Origin of the sequence: Zooshikella sp. RANM57, from assembly GCF_050749885.1 — a bacterium.
Taxonomy (GTDB): Bacteria; Pseudomonadota; Gammaproteobacteria; order Pseudomonadales; family Zooshikellaceae; genus Zooshikella.
This window is the reverse complement of record NZ_JBOIUB010000012.1, coordinates 1-17,757: the sequence shown is the minus strand read 5'-3', so window position 1 is coordinate 17,757 and position 17,757 is coordinate 1. Positions and strand designations below refer to the sequence as shown.

General features: G+C 36.4%; 14 protein-coding genes. 7 read left to right on the top strand and 7 right to left on the bottom strand.

The window, feature by feature from the left end; all coding sequences use genetic code 11:
* The first annotated feature begins 15 nt into the window (after nt 1-15).
* Entirely contained in the window at nt 16-531 is a 516-nt protein-coding gene (locus tag ACQ96U_RS20950; RefSeq protein ID WP_431723221.1) for a GNAT family N-acetyltransferase, read from the top strand.
* Nucleotides 532-696: 165 nt separating this feature from the next.
* Here the strand turns inward: ACQ96U_RS20950 and ACQ96U_RS20945 are convergent, their stop codons facing one another.
* The 4 genes from ACQ96U_RS20945 to ACQ96U_RS20930 all read right to left on the bottom strand — a co-directional run bounded on the left by ACQ96U_RS20945 (nt 697) and on the right by ACQ96U_RS20930 (nt 4,087).
* Nucleotides 697-2,148, bottom strand: a complete 1,452-nt coding sequence (locus tag ACQ96U_RS20945) for a PhoPQ-activated protein PqaA family protein (RefSeq protein ID WP_431723220.1) — start codon at nt 2,146-2,148, stop codon at nt 697-699.
* Between the two features lie 219 nt (nt 2,149-2,367).
* Nucleotides 2,368-2,889: an exonuclease domain-containing protein gene (locus ACQ96U_RS20940; RefSeq protein ID WP_431723219.1), complete on the bottom strand. Its 522-nt coding sequence runs from the start codon at nt 2,887-2,889 to the stop codon at nt 2,368-2,370.
* 21 nt (nt 2,890-2,910) lie between these two features.
* Nucleotides 2,911-3,396 carry an N-acetyltransferase family protein gene (locus tag ACQ96U_RS20935; RefSeq protein ID WP_431723218.1) on the bottom strand — a complete coding sequence of 162 codons (486 nt, stop codon included), beginning with the start codon at nt 3,394-3,396 and terminating at the stop codon, nt 2,911-2,913.
* 178 nt (nt 3,397-3,574) lie between these two features.
* Nucleotides 3,575-4,087, bottom strand: a complete 513-nt coding sequence (locus ACQ96U_RS20930) for a hypothetical protein (RefSeq protein ID WP_431723217.1) — start codon at nt 4,085-4,087, stop codon at nt 3,575-3,577.
* A 570-nt stretch (nt 4,088-4,657) separates the two neighbouring features.
* On the opposite strand from ACQ96U_RS20930, the gene ACQ96U_RS20925 reads away from it, so the two are divergent.
* The 3 genes from ACQ96U_RS20925 (at nt 4,658) to ACQ96U_RS20915 (ending at nt 11,849) form a co-directional block, all read left to right on the top strand.
* Nucleotides 4,658-6,019, top strand: coding sequence for a beta-propeller fold lactonase family protein (locus tag ACQ96U_RS20925; protein ID WP_431723216.1), 1,362 nt, complete (start codon nt 4,658-4,660; stop codon nt 6,017-6,019).
* Nucleotides 6,020-7,121: 1,102 nt separating this feature from the next.
* Nucleotides 7,122-10,628: an alpha/beta fold hydrolase gene (locus ACQ96U_RS20920; RefSeq protein WP_431723215.1), complete on the top strand. Its 3,507-nt coding sequence runs from the start codon at nt 7,122-7,124 to the stop codon at nt 10,626-10,628.
* Nucleotides 10,629-10,640: 12 nt separating this feature from the next.
* A complete protein-coding gene (locus tag ACQ96U_RS20915; protein ID WP_431723214.1) occupies nt 10,641-11,849 on the top strand; it encodes a metallophosphoesterase family protein in 1,209 nt (402 codons plus the stop codon).
* Nucleotides 11,850-11,929: 80 nt separating this feature from the next.
* Here the strand turns inward: ACQ96U_RS20915 and ACQ96U_RS20910 are convergent, their stop codons facing one another.
* From ACQ96U_RS20910 to ACQ96U_RS20900, 3 genes are all read right to left on the bottom strand, one after another.
* Nucleotides 11,930-12,457: a GNAT family N-acetyltransferase gene (locus ACQ96U_RS20910; RefSeq protein WP_431723213.1), complete on the bottom strand. Its 528-nt coding sequence runs from the start codon at nt 12,455-12,457 to the stop codon at nt 11,930-11,932.
* A 209-nt stretch (nt 12,458-12,666) separates the two neighbouring features.
* Nucleotides 12,667-13,230: an NADPH-dependent FMN reductase gene (locus ACQ96U_RS20905; protein WP_431723212.1), complete on the bottom strand. Its 564-nt coding sequence runs from the start codon at nt 13,228-13,230 to the stop codon at nt 12,667-12,669.
* 65 nt (nt 13,231-13,295) lie between these two features.
* Nucleotides 13,296-13,712, bottom strand: coding sequence for a VOC family protein (locus ACQ96U_RS20900; RefSeq protein ID WP_431723211.1), 417 nt, complete (start codon nt 13,710-13,712; stop codon nt 13,296-13,298).
* Nucleotides 13,713-13,903: 191 nt separating this feature from the next.
* Here ACQ96U_RS20900 and soxR point away from each other — a divergent pair, with 191 nt between their 5' ends.
* The 3 genes from soxR to ACQ96U_RS20885 all read left to right on the top strand — a co-directional run.
* A complete protein-coding gene (soxR, locus tag ACQ96U_RS20895) occupies nt 13,904-14,344 on the top strand; it encodes a redox-sensitive transcriptional activator SoxR (RefSeq protein WP_431723210.1) in 441 nt (146 codons plus the stop codon).
* Between the two features lie 1,078 nt (nt 14,345-15,422).
* Nucleotides 15,423-16,919 (top strand): M4 family metallopeptidase, encoded by a 1,497-nt coding sequence (locus tag ACQ96U_RS20890; protein WP_431723209.1) that lies wholly within the window; start codon nt 15,423-15,425, stop codon nt 16,917-16,919.
* 664 nt (nt 16,920-17,583) lie between these two features.
* Nucleotides 17,584-17,757: transposase (locus ACQ96U_RS20885; protein WP_431723357.1), on the top strand; the 174-nt coding region annotated here is incomplete at its 3' end.

Genomic DNA, 17,757 nt, shown 5'->3' with positions numbered 1-17,757 from the left:
ATAAGTAGCAGTAATATGATTTATACGGATCGATTAGTTTTAAAGAAAGTAACTCTGGATGATATTGATATATTTACCGAAATTTTAAGTGACCCTGCTTTAACACGATATTTACCTAAAGGTGAGCCTTATACACAAGAAGAAATTCAAAGCAGTGTTCAGAGTCGTTGTGAACACTGGCAAAAAGGATTTGGAACTTATGTGATTCTCCAAAAAAAATACCCATCAGTAAAAATTGGCTATGTAGGTATTGAAACAGTAGCGACTACTTATTTTCGTGATATTCGATACAGTATTGCTAAATCTTTTGCTGGGCAAGGGATCGCATTTGAAGCAGCTAGAAGCTGTTTGGATAATTACTTTGCTGATGGCTTGGGTGAACGTGTTTTTGGTGCTGCTGTGGATCAAAATAAAGCATCGATTCGTGTAATGGAAAAGCTGGGTATGCAAAAAGAAAGTGATATAAAATTATATGATCGAGATGATATGGTGTATTTTTCGATGAAAGTAAAAACGAAAGCCAGTAGCTAATTAATAATATCAGTCAGTAGGTAAAGGGTTACTTTTAAATAACAAATTAAAAATAAACCTTATTATGGGCGCACAATTTTCGATCATGATTTTATTCGTATCGATCAATAACTTGGGACAAAGACTTATTGGAGAAGCGCTGTTTAAAACACTTCTCCAAATAAGCTATTTATAGGTGTTGGGTGTGATGAATGCGGGGGATGTTACTGTCAAACTGTGCTCTCCTTGCTGGTAACTAAACTCCAAAAAACTGGATGTATATCCTTCTTTCTGTTCTTTGGGTAAATGGTATGCACAGCGTTCTTTTTGGCACTTTCCTTGAATGTTAAAAGATTTATATTTTATGTTTGAAGTAATCCTAAAATCACGTTTATTGGGGTTATGAGCTTTCCATAATTTCACTGACTTTGGCTCAAACATCGTAGTGATTTCTACAGTTTGATGATCATTACTCGCATTCCATTGAATAACAGGGCGAGGAGCATCAGTTACTATCATTTTGTAGTAATCTTTTAAAGCCTTACCTGCAACGTTAAAGTCAATATAATGCCGTTGGTTAGCAGTGATTCTGATAGTATTTTCCCCTGGCAGCTGTTCTATATACTGGTTCAACGAATCAGGTACAAAAAAATCATCAGATGACGCATTAATGATATATTTGGGTATTGATAATCTTGATTTAAACTGTTTGTCAGACATGTAGCTTAGAGGGTCTTCTATTTCCATTAGTTTACTAAAGGCTGGCGTTTCAATTCGGTCTGTTACGCCTTGTTTGACATAATCTCTAAATGCTGCAGGCCACTCTTCTAAGCTTTTATAAATATGAGTAAGGTTTTGTTTGGTATTTAATATATCAATAACAATAGGAACGATACCATTGACACGGTCATCAACCAATGTTGTTAACCATGCAGCCCAGCCTCTTTTGCTTGCACCTGCAAGAACAAACTGTTGAGGAATGGGAAAAGAATGAACTTTTGCAACATTCTGTATGGCATCCATTGCTTTAACCGTCGCTTTGACCATAGGTAAATGGCCAGGCCAATAGGCATTATCTTTGGGATCATCCATATATTTGTTCCAAGTATAAGCCATAATGCCATCTTCTCGTCTGGCTACACCATCATCCAAACGAAGATATTGGTTTGGAACATCTTGGAGGTCTGCAACAACTGTCTTTGTTTCCGTTGCAATACTTTCAAAGTCTACCTTATGAGGTTTGGGTAAGTACTGCTGTCCTTCTGTATATGAGGTGCCACCATTTATAAAGAGCAATGATTGCTGGCTTAGTACTTCATTAGGCACGTAGATTGTCAGTTTATGCTGCCAATTGCGTCCTGCATTACTGATACTGGGATCAGGCCAGAATTGGCTGATAAGTTCATAGGTATATATGTGTAAGCTGCCTATGTTGTTTGAATCTTTTAATTTCCAACTTGCAGGTGTTGAGGAGTTATTTTTGATAAAACAGGGAAGCACTGATTGAGGCGTTGATACTAGCTTCTCATGAGTACAACTGCTTATAGCTAATGAAGCTGGACTAGCAAAAGCACAGCTTGAAAGAAAAAAACTCAAGAAACCACCAAATAATGCTTTACTTAAGATATTTTTTTTCACTTGAAAGATCATAACTTATTACCGCTTGTCCTTGTGATATTACCAGTATGATTTCTCTGGATTATACTACAAGAGTCTTAAAATGATAGAGTGTCTATAGTGTTGAATAAATTAGCCGTTAGCTAACATCACAAGTAATTGATACAATGATCATGTCCGAAGTTAATACTCTTAGCTATGGTAAAGAGAGAAGTTGGTTCAGAAACTCAAGGCAGCTTCTTATTTTAAGCTGATTTTAAGTCCCATCATGTTTTTCATATGTAGCAAAGCTTCCGCATTACCCATAGCGTCATCAACAGGATTATGGGTATGTTTAGTTTTTCTAAGGTGTTTAAAATTTTTAAACATATCAGAGACCATGCCTTTATAAAGTGATCCAATATTATTAGAACTAAATCCAAAAGGGTTGTTACCCGTAAAATAATGAAAATACCAGTTAATAAATTGCCAATCGAAACCATTATTATCACTAAAAAATAGTGGTCGTGATTTTGAATGTGTGGCAATCCAGGAGGAGAAGTCTTCCATGACTTTTGTGGGTTCTTCAAAAGTCATGGTTTCTTCCCTGGAAAAGCCGGAGACTGCAAGTGCTTCTGGAATCCACTTGTTACTTATCGGCTTTAACTTACCGTAGAATGTTTTAGTCAAATCGTTATCTACGATAACCGCACCAAAAGAAATCATTGAATATTCGTAAGGTATTGGGCCATCAGTTTCAACATCAACAACAATGACAGTCATGTGTTTTTATTCCTAAATTGGTTATAGTATTACTTGCCAGTATCCCACATCAAACCATTGGTTAAATTTGAATCCAACTTGCTTAAAATGACCTACTTTTTGCATACCAAACTTCTCATGAAGGGCAATACTGGCTTGATTGGGTAATGTAATAACCGCTATAGCCGTATGCTTTGGAAGCCCTTTAAGTTGTTCAAACAACATAGTATAAAGTGCTGTACCCCAACCATGGGAAATAATATCATGTTTTAAATATATTGAAATTTCAACGGTGTTTCTGTAAGCACTCCTTGAGTTCCATAATGATGCATAAGCATAGCCTATGGTTCGACTTTGGTCTTTTGCTACAAGCCAAGGTAGCCCTGCTTCTTTAATATTATTTATACGATGTAGAATGTCACTTGTTGAAACGACATCCTCTTCAAATGTTGCTGCTGTATTTTGTATATAGTAATTATAGATAGCAGTAACTTCATCAAGGTCTTCTTCTTGAATATGCGCAATCATGAGTACTTTGCTCTACATAATAAAATATGATAAGGGGTCAAGTCACTTTTCTAATAGTAGTTTGTGAGTTTGGGTTATTGTATAATACAACAATTGTGCTATATGGTTGGTTTAGTTCACTTTGAGCACACTGTGAATTCATGTGCTGCATTGGCGCAATGTGTTGTGACAAGTAGTGTTAATCAACAGACTTGACCTCTTTATTGCAACTTAAATAATTACTTTTTTGATAGACTGATAATATGAGCCTCTCATGATCAAATCGGTTGATAAACTGCTCAGCCCGTTCAATGGGATTGAGGAAGTACTGATCAGGGCCTAGCATTTTCCGTTGATTTAGGCTAGCTGTATTGAGCAACGAAAAGTCGACTACTTCTATACGGGCTTTCCATCCAGGATAACGCTCAGACCAACCTTTCCAAAAGTGAGTAACTAATTGGCTTTTAAGTGAATATCCATGAAAGTCAAAAGCAACGATCCCATCAGTAACAAAAATGTGGTTCCCATAAAACCCTGCTTTAGGTAAAACTCTCAAAGCATAAAAGCCCTTATCTGAGAATTTTTCGAGGTAGACACCTGCTAAAATATGACATGCCCCAAAGCCAAAAAAAATACGGTCTGGTTGGTTCCACCTTTTTTCAGGGTGTTTTTTTATTCCTGGTTTTGGAAAGTACAATGTAATCTCTCTCATGGTAATCAAAGGTCGTTATTGGTCTCTATGATACAACAATGTTGGCATTCATAGTGCCACTAAAAACTGGTAAGTCACAAATAAGACCGGCTTGCATTGAAAGATGTTTAAGCATCAAGGCTGGAAGGATATTTATAAACAAATGATTGCTTTGCTGTTTAATTAAAGAAGGTATTACTACGAAATAATTTTTTTATGAAATTGTCGTGTTGTTTTTGTTACATCAATCAATCGTGTGCAGTCTATTTAAGCTGTTGCTCATTAATTATATGTAGTGGTTATAGTAATAAAAAGTATAACGAATGAGTGTCGTATAAAAATAAAGGTTAATATGTTTATATATTAATAGCTTCTGTCCGAGATCATAATAAAACTATGAGTGTGTTAGCAGTATGTTGATAAAGTTTTGATGGGGTATCAGAATAAACGCTAAAGATAATACTTAAAAAATAATCGAAAAAATAATTTATCCATCTCTTAGAGTGTGCAATATTAAAGTTTGCCAGCTAAAATTAGTGATAGAAAAAATTAAAAAATAGACTGTTTGGTGGGTGAGGTTATTAATTATGTATGCTAATTCTTCAAAAAAAAATACTACCTTGTTTTGCTAAAGGATTGCTGTTTTTTATTTTGTATGTTATATCTAACGTCACCCTTTCAGATCCATTTGCGTATATTAGCAATAGGAATTCAAACTCTGTTTCTGTTATTGATACAGAAAATGATCTTGTAATCTCAACAATTCCAGTAGGAACAGCACCACAATTTATTGAGGTCACGCCTAATGGAAAATTCATCTATGTTGGAAATGCAGCGTCCAATAATATATCTGTAATAGAGACTGATACAAATACTGTAGCTACAACTATTCCTGTCGGACGAATTCCACATGCAATAGCTTTCACTCCAGAAGGAGACTTTGCTTATGTAACAAACAAAGACGACGATAATGTGTCAGTAATTGATACCTCTAATTACACAATTATAAAGACGATTCCTGTGGGCTATCGCCCTGCTGGGATAGATATCACTCCTTCAGGTAAATATGCTTATGTGGCAAATGAATTAGATCATGAAATTTCTATTATAGATATTGCCACCAATATGACTATTGGAGTTCCAATTCCGGTGCCAAACAATCCCGCTTGGCTAGCCATAAGTCCAAATGGAAATTTTGTTTACATTCCTCAACTTTCTTCAAACACCGTAGCTGTTCTAGATACAGCCACCAACAAATTAGCTTATAGTATAACCGTTGGCCCGGTTGGATCTCATCCTGGATGGGTTATTTTCAGCCCAGATGGTACACATGCTTATGTAAGTAATAATAGCTCTGGAACAATCTCTGTTATTGATACAACCTTACCTCCCCATGTTGTTACCACTATTCCAGTTGGACCAGGGCCTGTGAGACCTGCAGTGACACCTGATGGTACACTTCTTTATGTACCAATCAGCGGAAACAACACCGTATCCATTGTTGATACAACAACTAACGCTGTTATTAATACAGTGCCAATAGGCTTAGTTCCTTGGGGGGCAGTTGTTACTCCAATTATATATACTTGTGATGGATTCCAATCTCCAATGAATAAAGGCTCAGTAAAGGTCAAAAAAAATCGAGCGTTACCACTTAAAGCAAAACTTATTAATAGTAAACAACAGTTGGTAACGGATGCAAATATATCGGCAGCACCAATCATCCAAGTAAACTATTTGAGTTATAATGAGGATGCTGTTGATGTATCGGATGAATCGATACCTGTCGGATTAGGTACAGATGGGAATCAATTTGAGTTCAAAATTGATACATGGCAGTACAATTTGTCAACAAAAAACTTCACAGCGCCAGGTACATACATTGTTAAGATGGTTTCTGGAAATAATTACTTGATTGATTCAACCTGTGAAGCTAGCTTTGTTGTTGAATAAATATTAGTTGAATATTTAGAATAAAATAAATTTTCACACTACGTTATTCCCTAAACTTAACTTTAAACTAATGCCTGAGTAGATTATATCTACTCAGGTTTATTTATATATGCTTCAATATTTATAATATATACTAAGAGTCATTAATTTTTAAGTGTAAAAAATGACAAGGGGACAAGTTAAATACTCCTCGGCAATTTCTTAATGCTTATCATTTTACATAAAATGGCATCCCCCCCCCTTTCTTAGTGATCAAGAAGGCGGTTGTCGAAGCCAACTAATGTGTTAGGAATATATTCGAACCACTTAGGTGTCTCGTCAGGGGTAGAGAGCATAAAATATTTCCACTAGTGATATATAAATTTACTAATATTTTTTAATCAACCTTTATAAGCTGAATTTTTAAATTTTTATTCCATTGTTACATAAGGACAGTGACATTCCAGGTAATAATCTTATTGAAGTGTTTATGGAAGGAAAAACTTAACTTGAACTATCGCAGATTGATTTATGAGAGGGAAGGATAGCAGGTAACTGTCTTATCTGATAAAAAGATAGGATTAGAAGGGCTTACACTTTGCATCAAGATATATTCACAAAGTTTCAATGTTGTTAAAAAATAAGGTGTCCTTTAATGCTTGACTAAGAAAACCAATCAATATCAGGAAAATGTATGCAGTAGTTTATGAACTAATAGCATTAAAGAACACCAAAATAGAGTAAAGCCCCTGAATGCTTTGCTAGTAATTTTCTTTCAAATATATTACCGCTGTTTGCCTCTTTTCTTCAAAGGGTATACCTATAAAGTAGTAGATTTCTCTGTTGCTGGCTAGTAAAGAATTTTTAAACTGGCTATTACAGGAATTACTACAATATGAACTCTCAATAATTACTGTTTTTTTGTATCCAATAAGCTTTTGAAAAAGAACCAAAGTTTATTTTTATAAGCCAGTCTAAGCATTAGACTCATTTGATTTTGTTTGTTTTACAGAATTATATAAAAAATACTGCTTTTCTCGATATCAAATTGCATGCCGTGCAATCACTGCAAAACAAGCTACCCTCAAGGAGAAAAAACAAAAATAACGCCTATGAGAGAGTCATGATGAACAGAATATCCTTAGATGTTGAATTAATTAAAGAATATTATGATGTGGTGGTTATTGGGTCTGGATATGGTGGTGGTATAAGTGCTTCTAGGTTAGCGAGAGCAGGAAAGAATGTATGTCTGCTAGAGCGTGGGCGAGAAATTTTACCTGGTGAATATCCAAATACTGAGGACGAAGCACTTAAAGATCTACAATTTCATACACCTGATGGTCACATTGGTTCTAAAACAGGATTATATGATATTCATGTTAATAAAGAACAAAATGTAGTTATTGGATGTGGTTTAGGAGGTACTTCTCTTATAAATGCAAATGTTTCTTTGGAGCCTGAACCAAAAGTCTTTGAAGATAAACGCTGGCCACAAAAAATACGAGAACATCAAGATACTTTACTGAAAGAAGGGTTTCAAAGAGCCAGAGATATGTTGAAACCTATGCCTTATCCCGAAACATCCGCTATATTACCTAAGCTAGAAGCTAATAAAAAATCTGCTGCAGCAATGAGACAAAACTTTTATCGCCCACCAATTAATGTCACCTTTGAAGATCCAGAAAATGGCATTAATCACGTAGGTGTTCCTCAAGCAGCTTGTACTAACTGTGGTGATTGCGTTTCAGGCTGTAATTATGGTGCTAAAAACACTACGTTGATGAATTATCTGCCAGATGCCTGGAACCACGGGGCAGAAATATTCTGTAATGTATTAGTAAAATATATAGAAAAGGATGATGATGGCTGGTTAATACATTATCAACCTATTGATGAGGGTAGAGAAAAGTTTGGTGCACCTACCCTTTTTATTAAGGCCAGTTTAGTGGTTATTTCAGCTGGTACGTTAGGTTCTACAGAAATTTTGCTACGTTCAAAAGAAAAAGGTCTCAATTTATCGAACCAACTTGGACAAAATTTCAGTGGAAACGGTGATATTCTAGGGTTTGGATATAACTGTGATCAAACAATTAATGGTATTGGCTTTGGTCACTTGCCAGTAGGTGAAATTAAACCTGTGGGTCCGTGTATTACCAGCATAATTGACATGCGAAATGAAGACAACTGGCGTAGTAGAATGGTGATTGAGGAAGGTTCAATTCCTGGCGCAATCGGTAAATTAATGCCTGCTTCATTATCTGTGGCTGCAGAGGCGGTTGGCCAAGATACAGATACAGGTTTTATTGACAAAATAAAAGAAAAAGCTCGTACGGCTGACAGTCTAATTCGTGGCCCTTATCATGGTGCAATAAATAACACTCAAACCTATTTAATTATGAGCCATGATAATGGTGAAGGTGTTATGAAATTAGAAAACGACCAATTACGGATAAACTGGCCTGGTGTCGGTGAGCAAGTTAATTTTGAATTGGGTAACAAACGGCTTAAACAAGCGACGGCTGCATTGGGGGGAGACTATGTTGAAAATCCTATATGGACAAAACTGTTTAACCATAGTCTGATTACAGTGCATCCTCTCGGTGGGGCTGTGATGGGTGAAAATGCAGAACAAGGTGTTGTCAATCATAAAGGTCAGGTATTTAGTAGTACTAGTGGTACAGCTGTTTATTCGGATCTTTATGTGACTGATGGTTCTGTAATACCAACTTCACTGGCGGTGAACCCATTACTTACTATTTCTGCTATATCAGAACGGTGTTGTACGTTAATTGCTCAGGATAGGGGATGGTCGATTAATTATGATTTACCCTCAAAGCCTACTAAAGAACGATTAGCTGATATCAGTAAAGCAAAAACAGTTGGAATCACTTTCACTGAAACTATGAAAGGCTATTATTCTACACAGTTTGCAGCTGGGGGCTCGCTAAATACTTATCGTGATGCAGAAAAGATGGCTAAAGTGGCTAATTCTACAATGGAATTTACGCTGACTATCAGTTCTAATAATTTAGATGAAATGCTAAAAACACCTGAACATGCGGCTCAAATTATTGGGACATTGAATGCGCCTGCACTCTCGGATCAACCACTCTTGGTTAATAATGGTATATTTAATTTATTTGAGTTATACCCAGAAACACCTAATACTCGCCACATGAATTATAAAATGCATTTAATGACAGAAAATAATGAGCAGTTTTATTTTAGTGGCTACAAAGTAATTAAAGATGACCCTGATGTGTTTGACATATGGCCTGATACATCCACGCTGTATGTGACCATATATCACGGAAATAATGATCAAGGAGGCATTGTCGGTAAAGGTATTTTACATATTGAGCCTGAAGACTTCCTTAAGCAAATGACTACGATGAAGGCAACTAACACAACGAGTGCAGTTGAAAAACTGAGTGCTGAAGCGCGTTTTGGAAAATATTTTGCAGGTGTTCTTTGGGAAACTTATGGTGGTATCTTTTACAGTGAGTCGCGTTTTAACCCTGATGCCCCTCCTCGTAAAAAGCGTCCACTCCGTGTTGGTGCGCCTGTCATTCATCCTTTTAAAACGGAAGATGGCGTTAACTTACGTCTGACCCGTTATCAAGGAGGCGATAAAGGTCCTGTAATGTTAGTGCATGGTTTAGGTGTTTCTTCAGCCATTTTTTCTACTGACACAATCCAGACTAATTTACTGGAGTACTTGTATGCACATGGTTATGATGTTTGGTTGTTGGATTTTAGAGTCAGTATTGCTTTACCCGCGGCTAAGCAACAGTCTACGGGTGACCAAGTTGCAAAATATGATTTTCCCGTAGCCATTGATGTCATTCGACGTAAAACGGGTTGTGATACTATTCAAGCTGTGGTGCATTGTTACGGCGCGACTACTTTTTTTATGTCAATGTTGGCGGGTTTAAAGCATGTACGCTCTATTGTATGTTCTCAAATTGCTACGAATATTGTGGTGCCTACTGCAACAAAACTAAAAACAGGCGTTCATTTACCCAGCTTTTTAGACATGCTGGGTGTCGAGTCATTAACGGCTTATGTTGATAATCATGAAAGTTGGGTTGGCCGCCTTTATGATAAAGCCTTGGATATTTACGCAATGAAAGAAGCACAAGGACAATGTGATAACCCCGTTTGTCATCGAATCACATTTCTTTATGCTTCTCTTTATCGGCATGCACAACTTAATAATTTGTTGCACAGCAATCTCCATGAATTGTTTGCTGAGGCAAATATTACTACGTTTGAGCACTTGGCTGAGATTTGTCGAAAAGGCATAGTGGTTAATTTTGAAGGGCAAGATATTTATATGCCTAATATCGATAGATTAAATTTACCCATTTGTTTTATTTCTGGTGCTGAAAACCAGTGCTATTTACCAGAAAGTACGAAAATTACATATAATATATTACGCGAAAAATTTCCATTACAGCAATATAGTAGAAAAGTTATTCCAGAATATGGGCATATTGACTGTATATTTGGTGCTCATGCAGTAGAAGATATTTACCCAGAAATTTTAGCGCATTTGGGACAAACAGCAAAAACCAAAAAAATAAAACATATACCCCAAGGAAAGGGTATAAAACAGCCTGTTGAGTAAGGAGAAAACAACATGCCTTTCGAAAAACACCTTATTAATAGCATTGAAAATGCCTATGAATCGTTTAAAAATAGAGTGGATAAAAATACCCATGATTCACTGCTGGCAACATTTGAGAAAATACATAGAAATATTGACAGTCTTATAAAAGGAGAAGATGTATCGAGTGATGGCTCTGAATTCGCACATGCTTTAGCTTTACTGGATAAAGTTCCTGATGATTTAAAAGAGCTTCCGCATGAGGCAGAAGAATTAACCACCAGAGTACGTCCTGATGGAGAGCTATTAGGAGTAGGAAAATGGGAATTACTTGATCCTGACTGGGCAGAAGCCATTGAACAATTACTGCTGCATTTTGACCATAAAGCACCTTTTAACACAAGTCCCGTTTGCCAGAAAATTCCTGATACGGTAAGTATTGCTGTTGCTGGTGATTGGGGAACGGGAAACTGGCGTGATAAATCGCCTAGTGCTCTGGTTGGCAAACAAATGGCTAAACTTAATCCTGATTACACGATACACCTTGGTGATGTCTATTATGCCGGTACTCAAGAGCAAGAAATAAATAATTTGGTTGAGTTATGGCCAATGGGCTCTAAAGGTGCATTTACCTTAAACTCAAACCATGAAATGTACAGTGGTGCTATTCCTTATTTTGAGCAGGCTTTAGCCAAACGATTTATTAAGCAAAATGGATGTAGTTATTTTGCTTTAGAAAACAGTAACTGGTTGATTGTAGGATTAGATACGGCGTATCACGCAAGTGCCAAAGACCTTTATTTAAAAGGAAAACTTGATGATACACAAATTAATTGGCTAAAAACCTTGCCTACTCATAAACGGATTATCGTGCTTTCACATCATGAGGGATATGATATCAAAGGTGTAAACAAAGGTGCAGTCTATAATAGTGTGATTGAAGGTCTTGGTCGTGAACCTGATTTTTGGTACTGGGGACATTTACATAATGCAATAGCTTACAAACCAAAAGGAAAATTTTATGGTCGTTGTATTGGCCACGGATCTATTCCTTATGGAGACGCTACTTTGTTAAAAGGAGAGGATACAGTCGCTTGGTATGAAAATAAGTCTGCCAATGATCCTGATATTCCACTACGTGTACTTAATGGTTTTGCCTATATTACTTTGAATGAGCAATTACTGAGTGAAAAGCTAATTGCTGAAAATGGTGATGTGAGGTTTGAAAATCAGGGATTATGATAGTCTAACCCTGCGAAGGGTATATCACTCAATGCTATATTGTTGGATATACTCTTTGCTGAGGGTAGTGTTAACAGACCCTAAGCTAGCTTAAGTTTTGATAGATCATTGATTATGTTTGTTTCAACAATAAACTCATAAAACCCCTCAGTTTCTGGAGGATCAATTTGTCTTACAGACTTAAAAGGGAGTTTTGCAAACGCATGTTTCCAGAAATCAAAGGCTTTTCGGTCTTGTTGGCATACTGCAATATGCCAGGTTTCAGGAGACCGAAACATAAGTTGCCGAAGCACAATATACGATAACCCTTTACCTCTATACTTAGGCAAAATAAATATATCAGCTAGCTCTGGCATCTCAATTCTATCAATAACTGTAGGTTCAACCATAACAAACCCACAAAGCGTATCGTTAAAATATAATAAGTTGGCTTCACAATTTTCATATTCCCTGACAATATCAAAAAGGTATTCCTCATCAATATCGAATTTTCCCTCTGAATCTAGGTCTTCACCAGAAAAACTTGAATTATTATATTCATAAAATTGCCAAAGCCTTTTGAAGGCTGCAAAGTACTCTGTTGTTAATTTTTTTAGGACAAGCGACATTTGTGATTTTAACTCTTAATAAGTTATATCTCGATGGGGATTGTACAAATACTGTGCATTAATTAGTTTATTCTACCCGAAGTAGGGTTGGCTTAAGATTCTACCAAAACCTTGGTTCTTAAGCCATACAAAATGCAGCTTAATGAATTTGCCACCTCAGTTATACTGGTCAGCAGAGGTATAGGCTTTTTTTCGATGGAACATACTTTCTACTGAACCTGAGTTATTATTGGCGTAGCTACGGCGGTATTAACCAGCTGGCTTACAGCTAATTTTATTTTAGTTTCAAATATTGGGTTCATAAAACGGTTATTTTCAATATCAAAATTATCAAAGAAGCTTGGTATGGAAACAATACCTTTAAGATTAGCCCCCATAAATGCAGCTGAATTTTTAGCTGTGGCTAAAACACTTTTGGCGCCACTAGAACCTGGTGATGTAGCAAGAAAAAGTGTAGGTTTATGACCAAATACTGCTTTATTAATCCGAGAGGTCCAATCGTATAGGTTTTTGAACGCTGCGGTATAAGTTCCGTTGTGTTCAGCAAAAGAGACGATAATAGCATCTGTTGCAGCAAGTTTGTTAAAAAAGATTTTTGCTTTTGGGGGGATACCTAGTTGTTTTTCTCTTTCTTCACTGAATAGTGGCATTTCGTAGTCATTAATATCCAGTGTTTCTACTGTCGCATTTTTGACTAGGCTAGCGGTATACAATGCTAACTGTCGATTAATAGAGTTTTTACTGTTACTTGCGGCAAATGCTAAAACTTTCATAAGTACACCATTTTTTCTCAGGTTTTGTTTGTGGTGCATATATAGTAATGCACCATAAACAAACACTATCTTGTCAGGTTTCTTTGTTCTGGTATGTCGCTAAGGTATTCAACAAACTCTACTTCGTATCCTGCAGGGTCGATGAAGTACACATTTTTTCGATAAGGCTCTTCAGCACCTGCTTTAGCGATTTCAAAACCTGCATTTTTAAGGCGGGAAATTGTGGCTTCAATATTATTAGTCACATAGGCAAAGTGGGCGAGGCCAACTTGATGACCTTCTAAATTTCTGTTTTTTCCCTCACCATGATCACTAAATGCGATATAGTGGTAATCATCTCCAAAATGTAGCCAGTTTCGAGGTTTGCCGTTCCAATGACCACTACCTTCTGTACGAATTTTCCAGTGAGGAAAGGCTGCTTGATAAAAAGTTAATATTTCTGGGATATCAGATACGACCAGGTTTACATGCTCAAGATACATATTGTTTTCTCCTTGCGGTAAATGAAACGTATTGTTTATGCACTATGTGGCTGGATAGGTAACACGAATACATCCAGATGAGTGCTTTTTGACATTTATGTCATCGCTTGTGTAGTCTAATCATAGAACCTCAAGTTAACTTGAGGTAAAGTGTTTTTTTCACTATTCTTCAAAAAAACTTTGGAGGGTTTATGGAGCAAGCAGCTTGGAGTGTTGGCAGAGTTGCCAAGCGATGTGGGATCAAGGTAAGTACCTTGCATTTTTATGAAGAGAAGGGATTAATTCGTAGTTGGCGTAATGCAGGTAATCAAAGACGTTACAAGCGTGATGTTTTGCGGAGAATATCGGTGATAAAGGCTGCACAAAAAATGGGGATTAGTTTAGCTGAGATAAAAAATGCATTTGCTGCTTTACCTGATAGTCGAACGCCAACAACGGAAGACTGGCAGTTGTTATCAGCCAGGTGGCGGGATGATATCAATGCGCGTATTGCCTATCTTGAGCGACTACGGGACTCTTTGACTAGTTGTATTGGTTGTGGGTGTTTATCGATGGAAAAATGTCCAATCTATAATGAGGATGACAAACTGGCTGTGAAAGGTACTGGGCCAGTGATTCTGGATAGGACGTAAGAAAACTGCAGAGATTTTTGTTGTACAAAGGTAATGTATACGTATTCAGCTACACCTGTATTGAATAGGTTAATTAAAGCTGATTTGGTAATAGTTTAAGTAAGGAAAGACTTTTATGTAAATATGAGTATTTAATATGTTTAGTATAGGTAGGAGGCTACATATATGATAGCTTGCACAATAAAGCACACTATAGATACAACAAACCATTGCTTATATGATTTGTTATTTAGTTTCTTAGCAATACCTATGGTTAGTGTGATAAATCCTAGAATAGCAGGACCAAAAGTCATAAGAAATAAAATTAAAATCATCTCACTAGAGAGTCCATGAGCATATACTACAGCAGGTAGAAGGGCTACCAGGAATAAGATTAAATGTTTATATGTATTTTCTCTCATCACGATATCTTATAGATTAACTTAAGAAGCTAAACAACGGTAAACAAACGCTAGTATTTATATCAAATATGATTATTATTTATTCAAAAAGCAATCAGTCTGTTGAACATTACCTGAAGGCTAGAATCTTCTGAGTTAGACATCAAGATAAATAGGGAAATAAGTTCTAAAGCGTTTCATTGAACTTGAGTTAGCAAAACATCTCATTTTGTTGTTAGCGTATGGGTCTGGTGGAACCTCGGCAAGCGTACGAGTTAAAAAATTTGCTTTCAGGTATGTTCACCGAGAGGACACATCTTATTAGTGCCAACTTGCTGAAATGTTATGAGAGTTTTACAACTACAAAATGTAATCTTCTCAAAAGATGCTCAAAACTAGTCTGTTTTGGGTATACCTATAAGGCACTATCCATAAGGTGGTGCATTAAACACCAGTTGCTTATGTGTATAATGTAGCGCTAGCCGTTTATCAAAACTCATAGTGGCCATAAAACGACAATAGTGTTCACAAGGGCGAGAAAGCTTTGCGCTAGAATCATACTGGTCACTGGTATACGCGTTGTAATAGTGTGTAATCTTTTAACACATAACTTTCAAAAGGACACGCTATAGTGTCTATATCAGTAAACTTAAGTGCTATAGAGTGAAGGTGATTTTAATCAAGGAAAGGACGGTATAATGGAATATAGAAATAAAAAGTTACCATTTATATTATGTTTTACATTACTTTTAAACCAATCAATATCAAATGTCTATGCTGCAAAAGAGGCCATAGCAAACAGCAGGGAATATACACAGAATCAGGAAAACTCCTTAAAACCCTTTTTGTCATCTATATCCCCTTATCAACTTAAACCCATGGCTCAATTCAAAAATAAAGAAGGTATCATTAAATCTAAACTACAGATGTATTATATGGGTGTTCCAATTTATGGGAAATATATTGTCGCAAGTAAATTACAAAATGATGACTATCAAAATTACATCGGTGAACTAGTATTTACTAAAATTACTAATAAGGATCTAAAAACTGTTACTACCAAGCTTTCACCACAACAGGCATTGTATATTGTCCAGCAGCATTCAGGTGATACTTCAAGTAATATATCCGAAAAAAACTACCAGAATATTCGGGTAGAAAAATATATTCATTTCATCAACAACCAAATCAAGCTTATTTACCTTGTATCTTTTTATAAAGCAAACCCACAGCCAACACGCCCTTTTTACATGGTTGATGCAAATACTGGTAAAGTGTTAGATTCCTGGGAAGGGTTAAACTCTGTAGATGCGTATGGTCCAGGAGGTAATAAAATATTCGGTTATTATGAGTACGGGATCGACTATGGACCACTTGATGTAACTGCTATCGACGATACTTGTTTTATGGAAAATGAATATGTTATCACTCAAGATTTGAAAAGCAGCCACAGTAGTAAGATTGTTAAATTTCCTTGCCCTCGCCAGTTAGATTTAATAGCTAACGATGCTCATTATTTTGCTACTCAAACATTCAATGTGTTCCAGCAGTGGGTAGGCCATTTTCCTCTCCGTTTCAAAATAATAATGAAGGTTCATGCCTCAATTTTTGACGGTATTATTTGGGATGGGCAATCTATAACAATTAGTGATGACTATGACAACTACGAGCAAATAATTACAATGGATATTATTGCTCATGAGATAAGCCATGGATTTACTGAGCAATACTCTGGGCTTCAATATCGCTATCAATCTGGAGGAATTAATGAATCTTTTTCAGATATAGCAGGTGAAACAGCTGAGTTTTATATAAAAGGCCATAATGATTGGCAAGTAGGTTATTATCCCATATTAAGAGGGGGGATTCGCTATTTCGATAAACCTAGCAAAGACGGTCGCTCTATTGAGCATGCATCAGACTATTATGATGGCTTGGATGTCCATTATAGTAGTGGTGTTTTTAATAAAGCTTTCTATTTAATAGCGACATCACCTGACTGGAATATACTGAAAGCTTTTAAAGTATTCTCAGTAGCTAATATTATTTACTGGACGCCTACCAGCAATTATGATCAAGCAGGATCTGGTGTTATATGTGCGGCAGAAGACCTAAACTTTAATGTTGGTAATATTATCAAAGCATTTGAGCAAGTAGGTGTTGATGCTAGCTGTGAATCTCTGAGCAAGTTCTGACCCAACTTCGCGTGCCATTAACCCCACTTCCAAATAGATCGTATAGAATCAGGAAAAATGTAGGAGAACGATACTATGAAAAGGAAGTGGGGTTAATTAACAGGATCTTTAAACTGCTTGAGTGTAAGCCTAATTTTGTTGGTATTTTTATGCTTATTTCTGGGTGCGTTGGGGGAATGGTCGATGGTGAGAGTGTGGCTATTCAGCAATGCTGATGATCTCATTATTAATGATAATGATCTATTACTAAAGGAAGACTACCTTTCAAAAAAGGAGAACCATCTAAAATAAACAAAAGTACCTTTGGAGATGAGTGGATTTATATTACTAGAGATAGTGTATGGTGTGGGACTACATTGTTTTTAATTGTGCCAATTCTATTACTACTTCCTATGTGTGAAGAAAGTGAAAGCATTTTATTTGATTCTGAGTATAAAGTGAATTGAGTTACTAAAAACTCAGTGAAAGAGGCTTTATTTGTTCCCCGCTCTTTCCTGCTTTTGGGCATTGGGTAGGTCAACATAGTGATGTATGTTTTTGTGAATCTAGTGGCATGGTTCAAAAATAGGTGTCTTAAGTGAACACTAGGCAAGATTATGTACTGGTCTAATGCCATCGGACACTTAATTTTGAGACAATACTGTCAATGAGTTAAGAGGTCTATATGAGTCTGAAAAAATCCCATAAAAGCTATCCCCAGTCATTTAAAGGTGAAGCTGTTTTGATGGTGCTAGAGCAAGGCTACAGTGTTGCTGATGCAGCAAAGTCACTCGGAGTCGCTACTAGCCTGCTTTACAAGTGGAAAGAAAAATACGAAGCTCAGCAGAAAGGCATTGCC

What these genes read in the sequence shown, in the direction of transcription:
- ACQ96U_RS20950 (WP_431723221.1), top strand. Translation starts at nt 16, where the DNA reads ATGATTTATACGGATCGATTAGTTTTAAAGAAAGTAACTCTGGATGAT.
- ACQ96U_RS20940 (WP_431723219.1), bottom strand. Translation starts at nt 2,889, where the DNA reads ATGACTGTCATTGTTGTTGATGTTGAAACTGATGGCCCAATACCTTAC.
- ACQ96U_RS20935 (WP_431723218.1), bottom strand. Translation starts at nt 3,396, where the DNA reads ATGATTGCGCATATTCAAGAAGAAGACCTTGATGAAGTTACTGCTATC.
- ACQ96U_RS20930 (WP_431723217.1), bottom strand. Translation starts at nt 4,087, where the DNA reads ATGAGAGAGATTACATTGTACTTTCCAAAACCAGGAATAAAAAAACAC.
- ACQ96U_RS20925 (WP_431723216.1), top strand. Translation starts at nt 4,658, where the DNA reads ATGCTAATTCTTCAAAAAAAAATACTACCTTGTTTTGCTAAAGGATTG.
- ACQ96U_RS20920 (WP_431723215.1), top strand. Translation starts at nt 7,122, where the DNA reads ATGATGAACAGAATATCCTTAGATGTTGAATTAATTAAAGAATATTAT.
- ACQ96U_RS20915 (WP_431723214.1), top strand. Translation starts at nt 10,641, where the DNA reads ATGCCTTTCGAAAAACACCTTATTAATAGCATTGAAAATGCCTATGAA.
- ACQ96U_RS20910 (WP_431723213.1), bottom strand. Translation starts at nt 12,457, where the DNA reads ATGTCGCTTGTCCTAAAAAAATTAACAACAGAGTACTTTGCAGCCTTC.
- ACQ96U_RS20905 (WP_431723212.1), bottom strand. Translation starts at nt 13,230, where the DNA reads ATGAAAGTTTTAGCATTTGCCGCAAGTAACAGTAAAAACTCTATTAAT.
- ACQ96U_RS20900 (WP_431723211.1), bottom strand. Translation starts at nt 13,712, where the DNA reads ATGTATCTTGAGCATGTAAACCTGGTCGTATCTGATATCCCAGAAATA.
- soxR (WP_431723210.1), top strand. Translation starts at nt 13,904, where the DNA reads ATGGAGCAAGCAGCTTGGAGTGTTGGCAGAGTTGCCAAGCGATGTGGG.
- ACQ96U_RS20890 (WP_431723209.1), top strand. Translation starts at nt 15,423, where the DNA reads ATGGAATATAGAAATAAAAAGTTACCATTTATATTATGTTTTACATTA.